Genomic DNA, 17,773 nt, shown 5'->3' with positions numbered 1-17,773 from the left:
ATGGCTTTACAATCATTAGATATTAAACGGCGTTCGGCCACTAATCAGCTCACGCCGCTACCGCAGGCTCGTAAGCCCATAGAAATTGCCAAACTTATAGATGTTTCTACTTGCATCGGCTGCAAGGCTTGTCAGGCAGCTTGTTCCGAATGGAATGACATTCGCGACGAAATTGGTACTAATCATGGCGTTTACGATAATCCAATCGACCTAAGCGCTGATAGTTGGACCGTTATGCGCTTTTCAGAAACCGAAGAAAACGGCAAGCTGGAATGGTTAATTCGTAAAGATGGTTGCATGCACTGTGCCGATCCTGGCTGTCTGAAAGCCTGTCCTTCTCCAGGTGCCATCATTCAATATGAGAATGGTATTGTGGATTTTCATCAGGAAAACTGTATTGGCTGTGGCTACTGTATTTCCGGCTGTCCTTTCAATATCCCGCGTATCTCTAAAAAAGACAACCGTGCCTACAAATGTACATTGTGCTCCGACCGTGTGGCCGTGGGGCAGGAACCGGCTTGTGTGAAAACTTGTCCTACTGGTGCCATACATTTTGGTAGCAAGGAAGACATGAAGTTTTTGGCTAGTGAACGCATCAAGGATTTAAAACAGCGTGGCTTTGAAAAGGCCGGACTTTACGACCCGCAGGGAGTAGGCGGTACCCATGTAATGTATGTTTTGCATCATGCCGATAAACCCAGCCTGTATCACGGTCTGCCGGATAATCCGCATATCAGTACCACAGTTAAGCTATGGAAAAGTATGCTTAAACCAATAGCCGCCTTTGGTATTGCCGCCGCCGCTTTTGCTGGCTGGCTACACTACATTACCATTGGTCCCAATCGTCCTGATGATGATGAACAGGAAGTTCTGAATCGTGATGGTGAAATCCTCGAAGACAAAGGCGACGCATAATGACCAAAAAATTATTAATTCAGCGCTATAAAAAATCCGAGCGTTTTAACCACTGGGTTGTAGCCGGCTGTTTCGTACTGCTGGCCGTATCCGGTCTTGGCTTTTTCTATCCCTCTTTTTTCTGGCTCACAGAAGTATTTGGCTCTCCGCAGCTGGCGCGCATCTTGCACCCGTTTATCGGCGTCATTATGTTTTTAGGATTTTTTATCCAGTTTTTCCGCTATGTGAAACATAATTTTTTCGAGCGCGACGATATCAAATGGATGCTGGGTATCAAGCACATCCTGCTGGGTAAGGAAATCGGTGATACCGGTAAATACAACGCCGGACAGAAATGCATGTTTTGGCTGATGACAATCAGCATGGCGCTGCTGTTTATCAGTGGTCTAATTGCGTGGCGGCAGTTTTTCTCCGGCTATTTTCCTATTTGGGTGGTGCGGATTGCCTTGCTGGTGCATTCGGCTTCTGCCATTTTGTTGATAGTTGGTATCATTATCCATGTGTATGCGGCTCTGTGGATAAAAGGCACCATTCCAGCTATGGTTGAAGGTGTAGTGACGCAGGAATGGGCGAAAAAACATCATCCGCGCTGGTATCGTGAAATGATGGCCAAAAAAGCCGCCAAAGCGCAGCAAACATCTACCACGCAAAGTAGCGAATAAAACGCGTGCCTTTATCAGCTAGCCTGTCTGGTGACATTATAAAGACAGGTAAATATTGATTCTCTAATCTGTCCTGAAGAATATTCAGGACAGTTTCTTAGCACTACTCCCTGCATATAGGGACCTAAATCCTATGATTCACACTCCCGCCGAAAGCCGTACTGTCTGGGTAGCTCAGGACGGAAAATGCAGCAGCATCTGTGACAATATCAGTGCTGAAATCCCAGTAGCACTGGTTTATAACGGTATATCCCACGTGGTACTGATGGCTACGCCGGATAACATTGCCGAGCTAGCTCTCGGATTCAGCTTTAGTGAAGGTATCATTGAAAGCAAGGAACAGATTTACGCCATTGAAATTAGCGAACATCAGCATGGTTTGGTAGCAGACATTGAGCTGGCCAGTGCAGCTTTTGCCCGCCTGAAAAACCGGCGCCGGCAAATGAGTGGACGTAGCGGCTGTGGCTTATGTGGTCTCGATAGCCTCGCAGCCATACAGCCGGCAATTACCCCTATAATGCGTTCAGTGAATCTCGAATTTAGCAAAATAGGCGCTGCTTTGACCGATTTTAACCATCACCAACGCCTGCGCGCGCAAACTGGTTCCGTTCATGGTGTGGCGTGGGCTGATGGTGATGGCACAATTGTAACCGCGCGTGAAGACATTGGCCGACACAATGCTTTGGACAAACTAATTGGCTGGGGGTTGCAAGCAAAAGTGGATTGGAAGCAGGGTTTTGTGGTATTGTCCAGTCGCGCTAGTTTTGAAATGGTAATGAAATCAGCAATTACCGGTATCGGGTGTATCGTGGCTGTATCTGCGCCCACCACCTATGCCATTGATTTAGCTCACAAGGCTAATATCACGCTGGTGGGTTTTGCGCGTCATCATCGCCAAGTAATTTATACCCACCCTCAATTTTTTTCATCCTTAACGCATACATAAAACTAAAAATAATAGGGTATACTCTATTGTTTTTGTTTCGCTTGTAAGACTGAATAAGAACTATATTACCAATTACTGTAAGGACGACTATGTTATCGATTATTAAACGATATAGCCGTAATTTGGCCTGGCAAATTCTCTTTGCCCTGATTATGGGGGTAGCAGTGGGATTGTATCTGCATACCTTTTCAGATCCGTCTCATCCATACTACAAAACCTATCAATCTTGGGTAGTCAACGTATTACAGCCCATGGGCGATATTTTTATCCGCCTAATTAAAATGATTGTTTTGCCGATTATCCTTAGTACCCTCACACTTGGTATTGCCGGACTGGGTAATTCCAAAAGTCTGGGTAGACTAGGTGGCAAAACCATTCTCTATTTCGAAATCATTACCACCATTGCCATTGGCGTGGGTCTGCTGTTTGGTAATTTGTTTCATCCTGGCAGTGGTATCGATATATCTAATCTGCAGCACAGCAACGTTACCCAGTATGTGCAGAAAAGTGAAGCCTTGGCTGAAAAGCCGCATGGCCTTGTTGTCATGATTCTGGACATGATTCCGCATAATATCTTTGATTCACTTAGCACCGGCGAAATCTTACCTGTAATCTTTTTCTGTGTATTCTTTGGTTTGGGATTGACCAAACTGCCGGATAATCAGCGTTTGTTTTTCTCTGATTTTCTGAAAGTCATTTCAGACGTGATGTTTAAAATCACCAATATGATTATGCGCTATGCGCCAATTGGTGTGTTTGGTCTCATGACAGTAACCATCAGCAAATTCGGTTTCGGCTCCCTGATACCGCTGATGAAGCTGATTCTGATTGTATATTTGGCCATGATTGTGTTTACGCTGGTGATACTGGGTGGTGTAGCCTATTTCTGCCGCTTTAATATTTTCACCATCATCAAAATTCTTAAAGATGAATTGATTGTGGCGTTCTCAACCTCCAGCTCTGAAACAGCGCTGCCCAAAATGATTGAGAAAATGGAAGCCTATGGTGCGCCGAAATCCATTACCAGCTTTGTTATCCCTACCGGCTATTCCTTTAACTTGGATGGTTCTACTCTGTATCAGAGTATTGCCGTAATTTTTCTGGCTCAGCTATACGGCATTTCCCTGTCTGTGACAGACCAGATTATGATTGTCATTACCCTGATGGTGGCCTCTAAAGGTATTGCTGGTGTACCGGGCGTATCCTTTCTGGTATTGTCTGCCACGCTGGCCACTACTTCCATACCATTGGAAGGTTTAGGCTTTATCCTTGGTATCGACCGTATTCTGGACATGGGTCGCACCGTTGTAAACGTAATCGGTAATGCACTGGCTTCACTGGTTATTTCGCGCTGGGAGCATGATTTCGATGATGAAAAAGCGCGTGCCTATGAAAAAACATTGGGCATCAAATAATTCACTTTGAGGCACTAAAAAGGTTCAGAGACATCTGAACCTTTTTTTATGTACCTTAGTGATTCAGACGAAACAGGTATATGCTGTACTGCAATATTTCTACTGGCGTTGTTTGGCCAATTAGATTCTAGACACAGTGGTAAAACCAGACAAAAAGCATGTTTTTAGTTAAACTTGGTTATTTTTATTCCTAATACTAGCTGTTTAACGTTAGCAATGGTTACGCAGCTATCATTCACATAAACAAAGATATATGAAAACACAAGCAACACCGGAAGCCATACAGGCTCAGCCATTCTTCCATATCCCGTTTTGGCAGCAACCCGCTGCTGATATTTTTAGCCAGCGTGCCTTGCGCCTAAACGAACTGGCCGCTGAAGACAGTAGCGATTGGCAGCCATATTTGCTGTTACTGGCAGAGATATGTACAGCTCAGCAGAGTTTACTAGAGCGTTATACAGAGGCAGACTGGGTATTGCCTGCCACTAATGAGGGAGATTTACCATTCACACCGGCTTTGCTGAGTGAGAATCGTGGCTTAGCCGACCAGCTGTTTACTGATTTATATGCTTTGCTCCACGAGCAGTTGTCACCTACGGCGGTACAAGTATGGCAGGAAATATTGCATCTTAGCAGCGAGGAGCGTATCCGGTTGTGCCAGCTGGCAATCAATCAGCAGCTAGGTCTAGCACAGCAGGATTATCAAATATGGTTGAACGCTGTTGTACAGGTTATCTATACATTGGTAGCAAGAAGCTTAGCAGCAGACACAGTAAAACCATACCCAGAACCTGGATTTTGTCCTTGCTGTGGTACCGATGCCGTTGGTGCTGTGATAATCGGTCATGGTGAACTTGAAGGTTTGCGCTATCTCTGTTGTGGCCTGTGTAATAGCCGCTGGCACAGTGTGCGCGCTCGCTGTAGCTTCTGTGATAATAGTCGTGATTTAGGTATACAGCGTATAGAGCAGGCTACAGAAGGTGTTCTGGCTGCAACTGAAGCAGAATGTTGCCCCAGCTGTAATGCTTACCGTAAACGTTATCGTCTGGCTAAACAGCAGTATGCTGATCCAATAGCAGATGATCTGGCTTCTTTGATATTGGATATGCTTCTGAGTGATGAAGGCTGGCAACGTGGCGGAGCCAATCCATTTTTACTGATGGGAAAGATACCTAAACATTAAAATTAATGATAAGCTATTTAATTATTTACCTTTATTGAAAATAATAGATTTAAACAGTCAATTTGGACGATCAATTTCAATAAGACATTTATTAGCCGGAACCGTACGTGAACATTTATCTGTATATAGAAATTAGATTAAATGACCAAATTTGAGAAATTTTTTTTTATGACCATCGGGCCATTTATCATCATGCTGGGGATGTCTTGTTTAGTACATTCCATAGTTGATAAACAAAAATTTTATATTTCACTACAAAATAAAGCTAAATATCTATTGAGTCTGAATTGTAAGCTTAAGAAATGTGTCACTGAAGGACAAATAATATATAGTTATTCAGAATATTCAACAAATAATAATAGTAAATCTCTTAGGGCACCTATTTATCATTATCGTTATTACTTTGAAGTTAATGGTAAAACTTATAATAATGATAATCTACGGGTATTTAGCGAGGGCTATGCGCTCACTAGAGGCAGAATGCGATATATCCCTTCTAGTGAATGGGATTCGAATCAATATTCTACAGAAAAAATCATTTATGATCCTTATAATCCGAACATAAATTTACCTTTGGAGTATGCGAAAGTATTGCCGGATATACCTAATCCTTATGTTATATATGAAGATTTATTGTGTATTTTGCTTGGAATATATTTTACCGTAATTTGTTATAAGGATATAGGAATATTAAAACGATAGTGAAATTTAATCAGTGTTTTAATTGATTAAGTAACCATATTTTATTATTTTTTAAAGTATTTTAATAATATATAATCTGATATATTAGATCTTTATTTTATTGGATACATTAATACAAATATATATAGATGTGCTATGTTTTCAGCAAACGATAAGAAGTATTTTTAAAACTCTGCTACAAATGTAAAAATTGGACTAAAAGACTTTTAATTTTAGTAGTGCCAAATTCTAATTGTTTAGAAAGCTTTAATGCTTTTCATAACTTATGTATTGTTTGCTTTTAAAAAAGGGTCTGATAAACCTATAGATAAAGAATTTTTTTTATCATTCATAGGTCAGGCAAGAATAAAATTTCAAGTTATAAAAGTAAATGTTTGAATTTTGGTAGGCTAAATTCAATTTCAATCTGAATATAATTCAATTGTTTCGAAATTAAATTAAAAGCCTGTTTTTCTACAGGCTTTTGAAGTTTTCAGTAGAGTAAATAATTTATATGGGATGTACTGTCAGCCATTGCCCTTGATGAATATCAGTTTGCGGTGGAATATCGATTAAAACTTGAGCATTTACGCAACTAGATAGCATATGTGAGCCTTGTTTATCCAGAAGCTGAACTTCAGGACCATTTTGGGTAAAGCATAGGGTACCACGTAGAAACTCTCGTCTTTTCTGATGATTTGGAGCGATGCTGAAGGCTGCTTTAGCCTGATAGCATGCGGGTAGGGATTGCTGAATAGGGCGGCCGGCGGCGGTTTGTAGTGCTGGCAGTCCCATTAGTTTGTAGGTAACGAAGCTGGCCACCGGATTGCCAGGCAGGAGCATGACACGGCATAGGTCGATTGTGCCCCATCCAAAAGGTTTACCGGGTTTTATTGCCAGTTTCCAGTGCTCGATGGTGCCCAGCTGCTGTAAAGCTGGTTTAACCAGATCGCGGTCGCCAACTGAGGCGCCTCCGGAAATAATAATACTGTCGCTGTCGGCTGCTGCGCGGGCGAGAGTATCGGTAATGATGTCGAGCTTATCCGGCAAAATGCCGCCATCAATAACCTCGATAAATGCATACTGGCGCAAACAGGCTAGCAGCATTGGCCGGTTGCTGTCGTATATCTGATGCTGCTCGAGCTTGTAATTGCCGCTTACCAGTTCATCGCCGGTGGTGAATACGCTGACGCGTAGTTTGCGGTACACTGGCAGTTCACTGGCACCTTGTGAAGCTGCTAGCCCGATGGCCTGAGGGGTAAGCAAAGCACCTTCCGGTAGTAAAACAGTGCCCTGCTTTAGTTCTTCGCCTTGACGGCGTATGTTTTCACCAGTATTAACTGTATGGGTGCTGGTAAGAATGTTTCCATTGACGCTGGTTTTTTCTTGCATGATAACGGCGTCAGTTTGAAGCGGAATGCCGGCGCCGGTGTAGATGCGCATAGCCTGTCCGTGTTGCAAGGTCTGTTGCCGGCTGTCTCCAGCCGCAGCTGTGCCAATAAGCTGCCATTCTGTGCAGTCCAGTCCGCACACGGCGTAGCCGTCCATGGCACTGTTGTCGAAAGCTGGCGCATCGGCCGTGGCGATGAGCGTCTGTGCCAAAATGCGACCGGCAGCCTGATTCAGTGTTACAGTCTCGCTATCTACTACGCGGACGGTCTGTTGTAGCAGGGTTTCCTGTCCCTGATAAAAATCCATCATGATGTTGTTACTCCGCAGCGTAGTCAGGTAAACATGGCGCTGCTGTTGTAGTTGGTAAAAGGGTGGCTGTTGGCAAAGGTAACGATAGCATGGCGGTATGGTTGAATAATAGAGCGCATGCTGTGTGAGCCGTTGCTGTGCAGTTGTTGTTGAATAGCTGCTAAATGATGCCGGCGCATCTGGCAGACAATGGGATGCAGATTGCTATTGTCTGCGGCACAAACGATATCCAGCTCTGGCTGTTGATACAGTGTCTGAAACAGACCGTTAATAATCTCGGCGCTTAGAAAGGGCAGGTCGCAAGGTACTATCTGCACATATTCGATGTGTGATGGTAAGGTTTGTGCAGCGCTGACTATTCCGGCCAGTGGTCCCATTTGCTGATAGTCAGGTAGATCGGTACAGACGGGATATCCGTAGCGGCTCAACTTGTCGATATCGCGATTGGCACTAATAATGATGTGCTCGCTACAATGGTGCAGCTGTTGTAGAACAAGCGTGAGCAGAGGTTGTCCGTTAAGTGGCAGTAGGGCTTTGTTGACTCCGCCAACACGAGTACCGAGTCCGCCGGCCAGTATAATCAGGCCAAGCTGTGCATTTATTGCCATGATTGCTTACGCTGTTGGTCGCTGTGTTTCATTTCTACCCAATGCTGTTTACCATTGGCAAAACATTCTTTTTTCCAGAATGGTGCTTCGGTTTTAAGATAATCCATGATGAAGTGATTGGCCTGATAAGCATGTTCGCGATGGCCACTGGCGGTAAGGACAAGTACGATCTGAGCGCCTACGGGCAAGTTGCCGATGCGATGAATCACGCAAACATAAGGTAATGTCCAGCGTTGTGCCGCCTGAGTGATGATATTGCTGATTTCATTCTCTGTAGCTTCGGGCATGTGGGTGAGAAAAAGGTGGCTGAGAGGCTGCTGCGGATTGTCATTACCTCGCACTTTGCCAATGAAGCTGACGACAGCTCCGCAATCTGGTGCACTGGCTTCTGCCAGTGCCAGTTCGTGGCTGAGATTGAAATCTTCCGTCTGTATTAGAATCCTTGTCTGCATATCAGCCTCCGGTTACTGGTGGCAGCAGTGCGATGCTGTCTCCGTCCTGTAGGCTGGTATTGCCATGCCGGATAACGTTATTGACGGCAATTTTGTAGACATTCCCCTCAGCCAGTACCTGTTGCCAAGGTTTGCCGCGCTGACGTAGGTGGGAGAGAAGGGTATTAGTGTCGGTAAAGTTTAGAGGAAGCTGTTCCTGTGCCAGACCAAGCTCTTCGGCAAAGCGTGCCAGATAAATCACGGTAATCATGAAGTAAACATATAGCAATCAATAATGGTTTATTATGCCGTTTTTTTTCCTGCTGTGGCAGATGGCTGCTGTTGATGCAATTGTATTTATGCAGAAAAATAATATAAAATAGCTGTTTTTTCTCAAGTTTTCTAGAAATTTGCCTTTGCGGGAATAATATTCTGTATCAGGCACTTACTTTACTCATGCTGATTGACCGCTTCAACAGACGTATTGATTATCTGCGCATTTCGGTAACGGATAAATGCGATTTACGCTGTACTTATTGTATTCCGCAAGGATTTACAGAATTTGAAAAGCCAGCAAACTGGTTGTCGTTTGCGGAGATTGAGCGGGTGGCCGGAGCTTTTGCGCGCATGGGGGTGTCGCGGTTTCGGTTAACCGGCGGTGAGCCGTTGCTGCGAAAAAATTTGCCTGAACTGGTGGCGCGGCTGGCAGCATTGCCAGGGGTAGAGGATTTGTCTTTAACCACCAATGGTACGCAGCTAAAGAAATATGCTTCTGATTTGCGCCAGGCAGGGCTCAATCGGCTGAATGTTAGTCTTGATTCCTTGCGACGAGAATGTGTGCAGGAGATATCCGGCAAGGATAGTTTTGATAAAGTAATAGACAGTTTGCAGGCGGCACGCGATGCTGGTTTTGAACGGATTAAAATCAATATGGTGCCGCTGCCCGGCGTTAATACTGCTGATATTGACGATATGGTGGCGTTCTGTATTGAAAACGGCTTTATTTTGCGCCTGATTGAGGTTATGCCAATGGGTATGAGCGGACGTAAACTGGAGTATTTCAATCTGCTCGAACTAATTGAAAATCTGCGGCCAAAATATCAGTTGCATGAGAGCCAGCATGTTTATGGTGGCGGGCCAGCTAAATATTGGGAAAGTGTTGATGGTCGTTTTACGCTGGGGTTAATTACACCGCGCTCGCAGCATTTCTGTGCTACCTGCAATCGGGTGCGGATGTCGGTTGATGGTACGTTATATCTGTGTCTGGGTCAGGATCAAAGTATGGCTCTGAAGCCTTTGCTGGCTGCAAGCTGTAGCGATGAGCAATTAGAAGCAGCCATCCGGCATGCAGTGGATTTAAAACCGGAAAAGCATGAATTTAATGAGCAGCCGGATAAGATTGTGCGCATTATGGCTAAAACAGGTGGCTGATACTGAAGTTACACCCTAAAAAAAGCCCGCTGGTTTAGCGGGCTTTTTTGTGTCAATCAAAACAGAGTCAGTGTCCATGGAAGTAGATAGGTTTGCACCAATGTAAATATACCGGCAATCAGACAGAAAAACAGACTGTGACGCACAGTAAAGCGGAACAAGTCGGATTCCTTGCCCGCCAGTCCTACTGCGGCACAGGCAATGGCAATAGATTGTGGGGATATCATTTTGCCAGTTACCCCACCAACAGAATTGGCTGCCACAGCCAATACAGGATCCATGCCTACCTGCAAGGCTGTATTAGCCTGTAGTGCACCAAACAGGGCATTTGCAGAAGTGTCGGAGCCGGTTAGGAATACGCCTATCCAGCCGAGAAATGGTGAGAAAAAAGGGAATGCTTTGCCGGTATCAGCCAGTGCCAGAGCCAGTGTTGAGGATAGGCCTGAGTAGTTAACCACATAGGCAAAGGCCAATACCAGCCCGATAGAAAGCACTGGAAAACGCAGGTCGTACAGAGTGCTTTTGAATGTATCAATGGCAAGACGTGGTTTAATTTTCAGGATAAGCACGGAAATGATGGCTGCCAGCAGAATGGAGGTACCAACAGCGCCAAGAATATTCAGCTTGAATTCAGCCGCTATCGGAGCGTTTTCAGCAACGATAGGAGCTGTTTTGATAACCAAATTATCCAGCATTGGCCAGTGAATCTTAATCTGACTGAATGAATTCAACCATGATTGCAGCGGTTTGATTGTCCATACGGCCACACACACAGTTAGGATAACAAACGGTGACCATGCCAGCATAATTTGTTTTTTACTATATTCTGTGGTTTTGCGCTGAGTGCTGGACTGCTGCATGCCGTTAAAGGTGAATATTTGTTTGGGCTGCCATTTCTGTAAAAACAGAGTCAGGCACACCATACTAACGAGGGCTGAAGTTACATCAGGTAATTCGGGGCCAATGAAATTGGCGGTAATAAACTGTGTACCGGCAAAGGATACGCCAGACACCAGCAGTGCCGGCCAGGTTTGGCGGATACCCCGCATGCCATCCATGATAAATATCAGATAAAACGGTATAACAACAGACATCATTGGCAGTTGGCGACCGGCCAGCTGGCCAATATGAAAGGGATCGATACCAGAAACCTGTCCACCGACCAGAATCGGAATACCCAGTGCCCCAAAGGCTACCGGAGCAGTATCTGCAATCAGGCATAAGCCAGCTGCAAACAAGGGTCTGAAACCCAACCCTACCAGCAGTGCCGCACTAATAGCAACCGGTGCTCCGAATCCAGCTGCACCTTCTAGAAAGGAGCCGAAGCAAAAACCGATGAGCAGCAGTTGTAGACGCTGATCTTCGGTGATAGAGAGAATCGAAGCGCGGATGATGTCAAAATGGCCGGTTTTAACGGTCAGGTTATACAGAAATACGGCTGTAATGATAATCCAAGCTATTGGCCACAGGCCATAGAAAAAACCATATAATGCGGACGATAATGCAAGTACCGGCGGCATTTTATAGGCTGCTACGGCCACGATAATTGCAAGAACCAAGGTGATGGCTCCGGCAATATGGCCTTTCATGCGCAAGACAGTAAGTGCCACGAAGAAAAATATTATGGGTAACAGGGCAGCCAGTAGGGTCAGGTAGACACTGTTGCCTAATGCCGAGTAGTTTTGTACCCATGTTTGCATGTGGTTTCTCCTCAATGTGTGAGTATGTTGGCTTAAAATTGATTGGTATATGCGGAATATTTGTGATTAGTGTTGATTTTTATGAATCAAATTAATGGTATTGTGGCCGTAATGCTGCTGTGACTGTTACTTTAAGAAATAAAAATGTTATCGTCAATGTTTGTGGTTTTATTTCAATAAATGTAATGATAAACGACTGACTGAATGTGGCTGTTGCGGCTAATAAATGTTTATCTGCATGAGCTAAATGTGTGATTGAGAAAGCCGGCTAGATAAGCTTGCGGCAGTAGCACAAGTATGTACGTCACTGAGAATTGGCTGACACTGTATCTGGTAGTAAACAGATTGACTCCGGTAAATCGTGGCAGATTATATAGACTGTCTGTATACTCAATGTAACAAAATAGCGAATGAATTCCATATGGTTGAGGCTAAGCAAAGCTGTGTCTTGCTGAGATTAGTATGTGATAAGTCGCTGCTTGAACAGCGAAAAAAAATAGGCTTTTAAGGAGAAAAACAAACAGCCGGCAAAATTATTGTGTCTGTCACAAAGTTGTCATGTTGGTCTTTTACAATAAGTCAGGATAGCACCTGCTAATAGGGAGAAAACTGTGTCTGCTTCGTCTACGACCTCGTCGTCTGGGGCAATTATGTCTGTATCTGGGAAAACGGGTAAAGTAAGTATTGTTTTGTTTCTGCTGATATTGCTTAGCGGATTAGCTTATGCTGCGGTGTGTATCTATCATGATCTGCAGGGTATTCCCCGGTCTTCATTGCTGGTCTATGCCTTATTAACAGTTGCTTTGCTGATTGCACTGGCATTTGAGTTTGTGAATGGGTTTCATGATACGGCCAATGCCGTAGCCAGCGTGATTTACACGCGCTCGCTCAGTCCTAATACTGCTGTAATCTGGTCTGGTGTGTTTAATTTTCTTGGGGTAATGCTATCTACCGGTGCTGTTGCTTATGGTGTGATTTCACTGCTGCCGGTTGAACTGATTCTACATATGGGCAGTGGCGTCGGATATGCAATGATATTTGCATTATTGTCCGCAGCAATTATCTGGAACCTTAGTACCTGGTGGCTGGGTTTGCCTGCATCCAGTTCGCATACGTTGATTGGTTCGATTATCGGTGTCGGAGTGGCCAATCAGCTAATGTCTGCTCATCTGGGTACCAGTGGCGTGAGCTGGAAACAGGTGATCAATGTGGGCGAATCCCTGCTTTTTTCTCCGCTGCTTGGTTTTGTGCTGGCTGGTCTGCTGCTGATTTTATCGAAAAAATTGCTGCGAATACCAGCCTTGTACCGTGCACCGGAAAATGACGCTCCGCCACCGTGGCCGATACGCCTATTGCTGATTTTTACCTGTACCACGGTAAGCTTTGCACATGGTTCGAACGATGGTCAGAAAGGCATGGGACTAATTATGCTGATTTTGATAGGAACCGTCCCAATGGCCTATGCATTGAATCATGCTGTGCCCAGAGAAGAATGGGTGAAGTTTTCGGCTAATTCGCTTTCTGCCCAGCAAACTATAGAAGGATTGCTGCCAGCGGGCTTGGTACTGCCGCAAAATGCAGATGCACGTGCTGAGGTCACTGCTTTGGTAGAAGACAAGCAGGGTACGCCGCAGCAGCTGGCAGCGCTCGCGCAGCTGGTGCATATTGTGGCGCATGATGTCAGTAAAAGCGACAGCCTGCGTAATCTGCCGCCGGAGCAGGTAGGCAATATTCGCAATGATATGTATTTGGTGTCAGAATCGCTAACCTTGCTGCAAAAAAATAGCTTGCATCGCCAATATAATCTTAATTCGGCACAAATAGCGAGTTTGAAGGCTTATCATACGTCTATAGACCATGCTACCAAGTATATTCCGGTGTGGGTGAAGGTACTGGTGGCACTAGCGCTGGGACTAGGTACACTAGTGGGTTGGAAGAGAATTGTGGTAACAGTGGGCGAAAAAATCGGTAAAACTCATTTATCGTATGCACAGGGTGCTTCTGCCGAGCTGGTGACTGCTTCGCTGATTTTTGCTGCCGACCGTTTTGGCTTACCGGTCAGCACCACACATGTACTGACTTCGGGTATTGCCGGTACCATGGCTGCCAATAAAAGTGGATTGCAAAAGTCTACCATCCGCAATCTGGTTATGGCGTGGGTATTGACCCTACCTGTTTCCATACTGCTGGCCGGTGTATTATTTTGGTTTTTCCGTACGATTTTTTAGCATATCGGGCAAGTTTGTGTCCTTGCTGGGTGCATACACTGTAATAATTTGCCAAATACTCTTGCGTGGTGCTGTATTTCACAGTTTAATGTCGGTTTAGAGGTGGCTGTGCTGGTGCACGTCATATAGATACTTGCTTCCCTCATTACTGTGGGCATACAAATTGGAAATCGTGTATGAAAAAATCACTGGTATTGTCAGCCATCGTCAGTGTGCTGATTGCTGCATGCTCGGATGCCGGTACAGCAAACAAAAATGCGGCCTCCACTAACGGAGTCATGAATCCCACAGATCAGCTCAATATCTACAACTGGTCGGATTACGTAGACCCTGATACCGTAAAAACTTTTGAAAAAGAAAATAAAATCAAAGTTCGTTACGACTATTATGACAGTAACGAAACACTAGAAGCTAAAATCCTGATTGGCCGTTCCGGCTATGATTTGGTGGTGCCGTCTATAGCCAATGTCGGCCGCGAAATCAAGGCGGGCGCCTATCAGCCCGTTAACAAAAGCCAGCTGTCTTACTACAATAATATCGACCCTAATCTGCTAAAAATGATGGATAAGGTCGATCCAGGTAATAAATACGCAGTACCTTATTTCTGGGGTATGAATACCATTGGCATCAATAAGGTTCTGGTTGATAAAGCACTGGACGGCAAGCTGCCAGATAATCTGTGGGACTTGGTATTCAATCCTGCCTATACGCATAAACTCAAAAGCTGTGGCATTTCGCTGTTTGACAGCCCTACCGAGCTGTATCCTCTGGCTCTGCATTATCTGGGTAAAGACCCGAACAGTAGTGCGCCGGAGGATATCCGTGCGGCAACCAATTTGATTAAATCTGTGCGTAATGACATCAAGCGCTTTAGTTCTTCAGGCTATATAGATGATATGGCGCGCGGAGACCTGTGTGTAGCTACAGGCTATGGCGGCGACCTGAATATAGCCAAAAAACGAGCTGAGGATGCCAAAAGCGGCGTTCATTTAGAGGTACTGGCACCGAAAGAGGGAGTGGGTATTTGGATTGATTCATTTATGATTCCCAAAGATGCTCAGAATGTTGCCAATGCGCTTAAATACATCAATTACACTCTTAATCCTAAAGTGGCTGCCAAAAATGGTAATTATGTAACGTTTGCTCCGGCCAGCAAACCGGCACGGGCTCTGATGAATAGCGAAATCAGTAGTGATCCAAGTATATTCCCCACACAGGCAGTGCTGGATAAAAGTTTTGTGGTATCACCCAAATCTCAGGATGCAGTGCGTCTGGCGGTACGCCTGTTTCAGCAGGTAAAAGCAGGTCAATAGCGATTGATTGCTGAAATGCAAATGCTCAATTCTTTCATTGCCTACATCTTACTTAGTAGTCTAAAAAAACGAACCGTTTCGGTTCGTTTTTTATGTTATTACTTTTACACAGTTTCCATTGATAACAGTTAATCAATACATCCTGTCTGGTCGTTTTTACACAGAATATCTGCATTGCATGCTTGTTTGTTGGCACAAAATCAGCATATATAGCTGTCAGAACAGGTGTAAACCCTTATAATTAGTGGCTGAGCTTAAAGCAGATAGGTTTCAGCAGAGATTCTGGCAGTTGCCTGCAGATGGCTTTCAGGTGTCTCCAGCCTTTTATTTCAATAATTGAAACAGGCTACCAGCAATTTCTATGGGCTTAAAGTAGCCCAGTTGTAGCAAGACAAAGATTTTTAACTGGGATAGGTATGAGAATTTTAATTTGTAACGATGATGGATATTTATCCGCAGGATTAGCTCTACTAGCGAAGGTGGCGGCAGAGTTTGCCGAAGTAAGAGTCGTGGCACCGGAAAGCGACCAAAGTGGTGTAAGTAACTCATTTACCCTCAATCGTCCTCTGTCGATAAAAAATGCTGCTAATGGCTTTTTTTATGTCAACGGCACGCCCACTGACTGTATCCACGTTGCGCTGCATACCATGTCCGATTTCAAACCAGATTTAGTGCTTTCTGGCATCAATCATGGCGCCAATATGGGCGATGATGTCTTGTATTCCGGTACCGTAGCCGCTGCTACTGAGGCTTTTCTGATGGGTATACCAGCACTGGCCTTTTCGATTAATGACCGCAGTGGCCGCTACTGGGAGACAGCTGAAAAAGCGGTAGCTACTGTTTTATCCAAAATATGCACACAGCAGCCAGACCAACCGTTGTTATGGAATATCAATATTCCGGCTGTTACTCCAGAGAGTGTTCAGGGTTATCGTGTGGCCAGACTCGGCCGCCGGCATCACGAACAGTGTATTGTGCCGTTAGATAGTCCACGCGGCGAAACCATGTATTGGATTGGTGGTGTAGGGCCTGCCGATACCAGCTGGCAGGATACGGATTTTAGCGACAATGAAGCCGGTTTCGTGACTATTACACCGCTTACCCTTGATTTAACTGATTATCAGCAAATGGGTGCAGTCAGCACTTTTTTGCAAGATGTTCAGTGGTGACAGAAGTGGGACAAGGCGTGAGCTGGACAGGCTATGAATTCCGGCGGGCTCGGATGGTAGAAAGACTGCGCCAAATGGGAATTACCCGCACGGAAGTGTTATCCGCTATGACTGCTGTGCCGCGTCACGTTTTTGTTGAAGAAGCACTGCGTTCGCATGCGTATGATGATATGTCGCTGCCTTTAGGGTTGGGACAGACCATTTCCCAGCCGTATACCGTGGCAGTGATGACGCAGTTGTTGTTTGCCAGACGCGCTATCAACCCGAGTCTGCGTATTCTGGAAATCGGGACCGGCTGCGGATATCAGACGGCTATTCTACAAGCACTGGGTTTACGCGAAATTTATTCTATTGAGCGGTTGCGTCCGCTACATGAGCGCGCCAAACAAAACCTGCGTGCAGTTCGTTTACTTGCCCATGCACGGCTGGTATGTGGCGATGGCTATCTGGGCTTACCTCAGGAAGCACCTTTTGATTGCATTATTCTCACCGCTGCACCGAAAGAAGTCCCCTTGCCGCTGTTGCAGCAACTTTCTATTGGCGGGCGCATGGTGTTGCCACTGGATGAGGGAGGCGTGCAGTTTTTGTGGGTAATTGATAAAACAGCGGAAGGCTATCAGGAAACCTGTGTCCAACAGACTTTATTTGTGCCATTGGTGAATGATAAATAAATCTATCCTTGTAAAAAATTAAGCTTGATGTTAACAACTCTGCCGTGAGCCAAAGGCTGCTTACTGATATTAAGATTACATTTTTCGCAGATAGCAAAATACCATCTGTGTAAATTAACAGAAAATTACCAAAACTACTGCCATCAAGATTGAGATTTGCGGTGCTATCTCAATTTGGTGTTCAGCTACTTGGCAAATAATGTCCTCATGTCCATAGGCATAGCAGCCGAAAATAATCATATTTCTTATGCAGGCTGTATTGTCTAACCACGATGAAATGGCCGCAAATATTTGTAGTATCAACAGCGCCATCGGCAAACGAAGTGTCGAAATAACCTTTCTTCCTTCGTAGCTGATAGGCAGCTTAGGCTTAAAACACTTGTAATAATAGCTTTTGCTAACTTTAACGCACTGAAATTTTTGGTCATATCTTCATTATTGGTTAGATTACAATGCTGATGCAAACATTCACACTGTTGCTGCGCTCATCTTTCAGATACTACTAATAAATGGAAGGTACAACAGCCTGACCGCAGCAAAAACAATAGCACTAAAATAGACTTTTTATATTTCCTAAACAACTTTAATTATTACCCTATTAATAAAATCCTGTATAAAACAGAATTACTGGAAAAGCGATATGAACAAAATTTGATCTGAAAATTGGTTTGTCAGTTAGGGCAGAGTTTGTATCAACTTTACCAGTGCCGGTGGGAGAA

16 protein-coding genes are annotated in these 17,773 nt (G+C 44.7%); 11 read left to right on the top strand and 5 right to left on the bottom strand.

From position 1 onward, the window contains the following. The 6 genes from fdxH (at position 1) to J3U67_RS07255 (ending at position 5,823) form a co-directional block, all read left to right on the top strand. A complete protein-coding gene (fdxH, locus tag J3U67_RS07280; RefSeq protein WP_100139798.1) occupies positions 1-915 on the top strand; it encodes a formate dehydrogenase subunit beta in 915 nt (304 codons plus the stop codon). After that, positions 915-1,577 (top strand): formate dehydrogenase subunit gamma, encoded by a 663-nt coding sequence (locus J3U67_RS07275; RefSeq protein ID WP_100139799.1) that lies wholly within the window; start codon positions 915-917, stop codon positions 1,575-1,577. The genes fdxH and J3U67_RS07275 overlap by 1 nt, the downstream gene beginning before the upstream one ends. A 133-nt stretch (positions 1,578-1,710) precedes the next feature. Continuing rightward, entirely contained in the window at positions 1,711-2,523 is an 813-nt protein-coding gene (gene fdhD, locus J3U67_RS07270; RefSeq protein WP_267391250.1) for a formate dehydrogenase accessory sulfurtransferase FdhD, read from the top strand. An 89-nt stretch (positions 2,524-2,612) separates the two neighbouring features. Next, complete coding sequence (locus J3U67_RS07265; RefSeq protein ID WP_100139801.1) at positions 2,613-3,938, top strand: cation:dicarboxylate symporter family transporter; 1,326 nt, start codon at positions 2,613-2,615, stop codon at positions 3,936-3,938. Between the two features lie 253 nt (positions 3,939-4,191). Then, entirely contained in the window at positions 4,192-5,121 is a 930-nt protein-coding gene (locus J3U67_RS07260; RefSeq protein ID WP_267391249.1) for a formate dehydrogenase accessory protein FdhE, read from the top strand. Positions 5,122-5,262: 141 nt separating this feature from the next. After that, complete coding sequence (locus tag J3U67_RS07255; RefSeq protein WP_267404555.1) at positions 5,263-5,823, top strand: hypothetical protein; 561 nt, start codon at positions 5,263-5,265, stop codon at positions 5,821-5,823. A 489-nt stretch (positions 5,824-6,312) separates the two neighbouring features. On the opposite strand, the gene glp is transcribed toward J3U67_RS07255, so the two are convergent. The 4 genes from glp to J3U67_RS07235 are packed head-to-tail and all read right to left on the bottom strand — an operon-like array spanning position 6,313 to position 8,813. Beyond that, entirely contained in the window at positions 6,313-7,503 is a 1,191-nt protein-coding gene (glp, locus tag J3U67_RS07250) for a gephyrin-like molybdotransferase Glp (protein ID WP_267391247.1), read from the bottom strand. A 23-nt stretch (positions 7,504-7,526) separates the two neighbouring features. Beyond that, positions 7,527-8,111, bottom strand: a complete 585-nt coding sequence (gene mobA, locus J3U67_RS07245; protein WP_267404553.1) for a molybdenum cofactor guanylyltransferase — start codon at positions 8,109-8,111, stop codon at positions 7,527-7,529. Beyond that, on the bottom strand, positions 8,102-8,563 hold the full coding sequence (locus J3U67_RS07240) for a molybdenum cofactor biosynthesis protein MoaE (protein ID WP_267391245.1): 462 nt from the start codon (positions 8,561-8,563) through the stop codon (positions 8,102-8,104). Before J3U67_RS07240 ends, mobA begins: the two co-directional genes overlap by 10 nt. A 1-nt stretch (position 8,564) precedes the next feature. Beyond that, positions 8,565-8,813 carry a MoaD/ThiS family protein gene (locus J3U67_RS07235; protein ID WP_100152289.1) on the bottom strand — a complete coding sequence of 83 codons (249 nt, stop codon included), beginning with the start codon at positions 8,811-8,813 and terminating at the stop codon, positions 8,565-8,567. Positions 8,814-8,998: 185 nt separating this feature from the next. Between J3U67_RS07235 and moaA the strand changes: the two genes are divergently transcribed. Next, on the top strand, positions 8,999-9,973 hold the full coding sequence (gene moaA, locus J3U67_RS07230; RefSeq protein ID WP_267404550.1) for a GTP 3',8-cyclase MoaA: 975 nt from the start codon (positions 8,999-9,001) through the stop codon (positions 9,971-9,973). 56 nt (positions 9,974-10,029) lie between these two features. Here the strand turns inward: moaA and J3U67_RS07225 are convergent, their stop codons facing one another. Next, a complete protein-coding gene (locus tag J3U67_RS07225) occupies positions 10,030-11,673 on the bottom strand; it encodes a lactate permease LctP family transporter (protein WP_267404548.1) in 1,644 nt (547 codons plus the stop codon). A gap of 650 nt (positions 11,674-12,323) precedes the next feature. Between J3U67_RS07225 and J3U67_RS07220 the strand changes: the two genes are divergently transcribed. The 4 genes from J3U67_RS07220 to J3U67_RS07205 all read left to right on the top strand — a co-directional run bounded on the left by J3U67_RS07220 (position 12,324) and on the right by J3U67_RS07205 (position 17,054). Continuing rightward, positions 12,324-13,901 carry an inorganic phosphate transporter gene (locus J3U67_RS07220; RefSeq protein WP_267404546.1) on the top strand — a complete coding sequence of 526 codons (1,578 nt, stop codon included), beginning with the start codon at positions 12,324-12,326 and terminating at the stop codon, positions 13,899-13,901. A 176-nt stretch (positions 13,902-14,077) separates the two neighbouring features. Continuing rightward, positions 14,078-15,214: a polyamine ABC transporter substrate-binding protein gene (locus J3U67_RS07215; RefSeq protein ID WP_267404544.1), complete on the top strand. Its 1,137-nt coding sequence runs from the start codon at positions 14,078-14,080 to the stop codon at positions 15,212-15,214. A gap of 416 nt (positions 15,215-15,630) precedes the next feature. Beyond that, positions 15,631-16,383, top strand: a complete 753-nt coding sequence (surE, locus tag J3U67_RS07210; RefSeq protein WP_267404542.1) for a 5'/3'-nucleotidase SurE — start codon at positions 15,631-15,633, stop codon at positions 16,381-16,383. Then, positions 16,377-17,054, top strand: a complete 678-nt coding sequence (locus J3U67_RS07205) for a protein-L-isoaspartate(D-aspartate) O-methyltransferase (RefSeq protein ID WP_323811382.1) — start codon at positions 16,377-16,379, stop codon at positions 17,052-17,054. The genes surE and J3U67_RS07205 overlap by 7 nt, the downstream gene beginning before the upstream one ends. The last annotated feature ends 719 nt before the right edge of the window (positions 17,055-17,773 follow it).

This window comes from Snodgrassella sp. B3837 (assembly GCF_026535955.1).
Classification (GTDB): domain Bacteria; phylum Pseudomonadota; class Gammaproteobacteria; order Burkholderiales; family Neisseriaceae; genus Snodgrassella; species Snodgrassella alvi_E.
The sequence above is the reverse complement of the archived record's forward strand: the minus strand, read 5'-3'. Positions and strand labels throughout refer to the sequence as shown.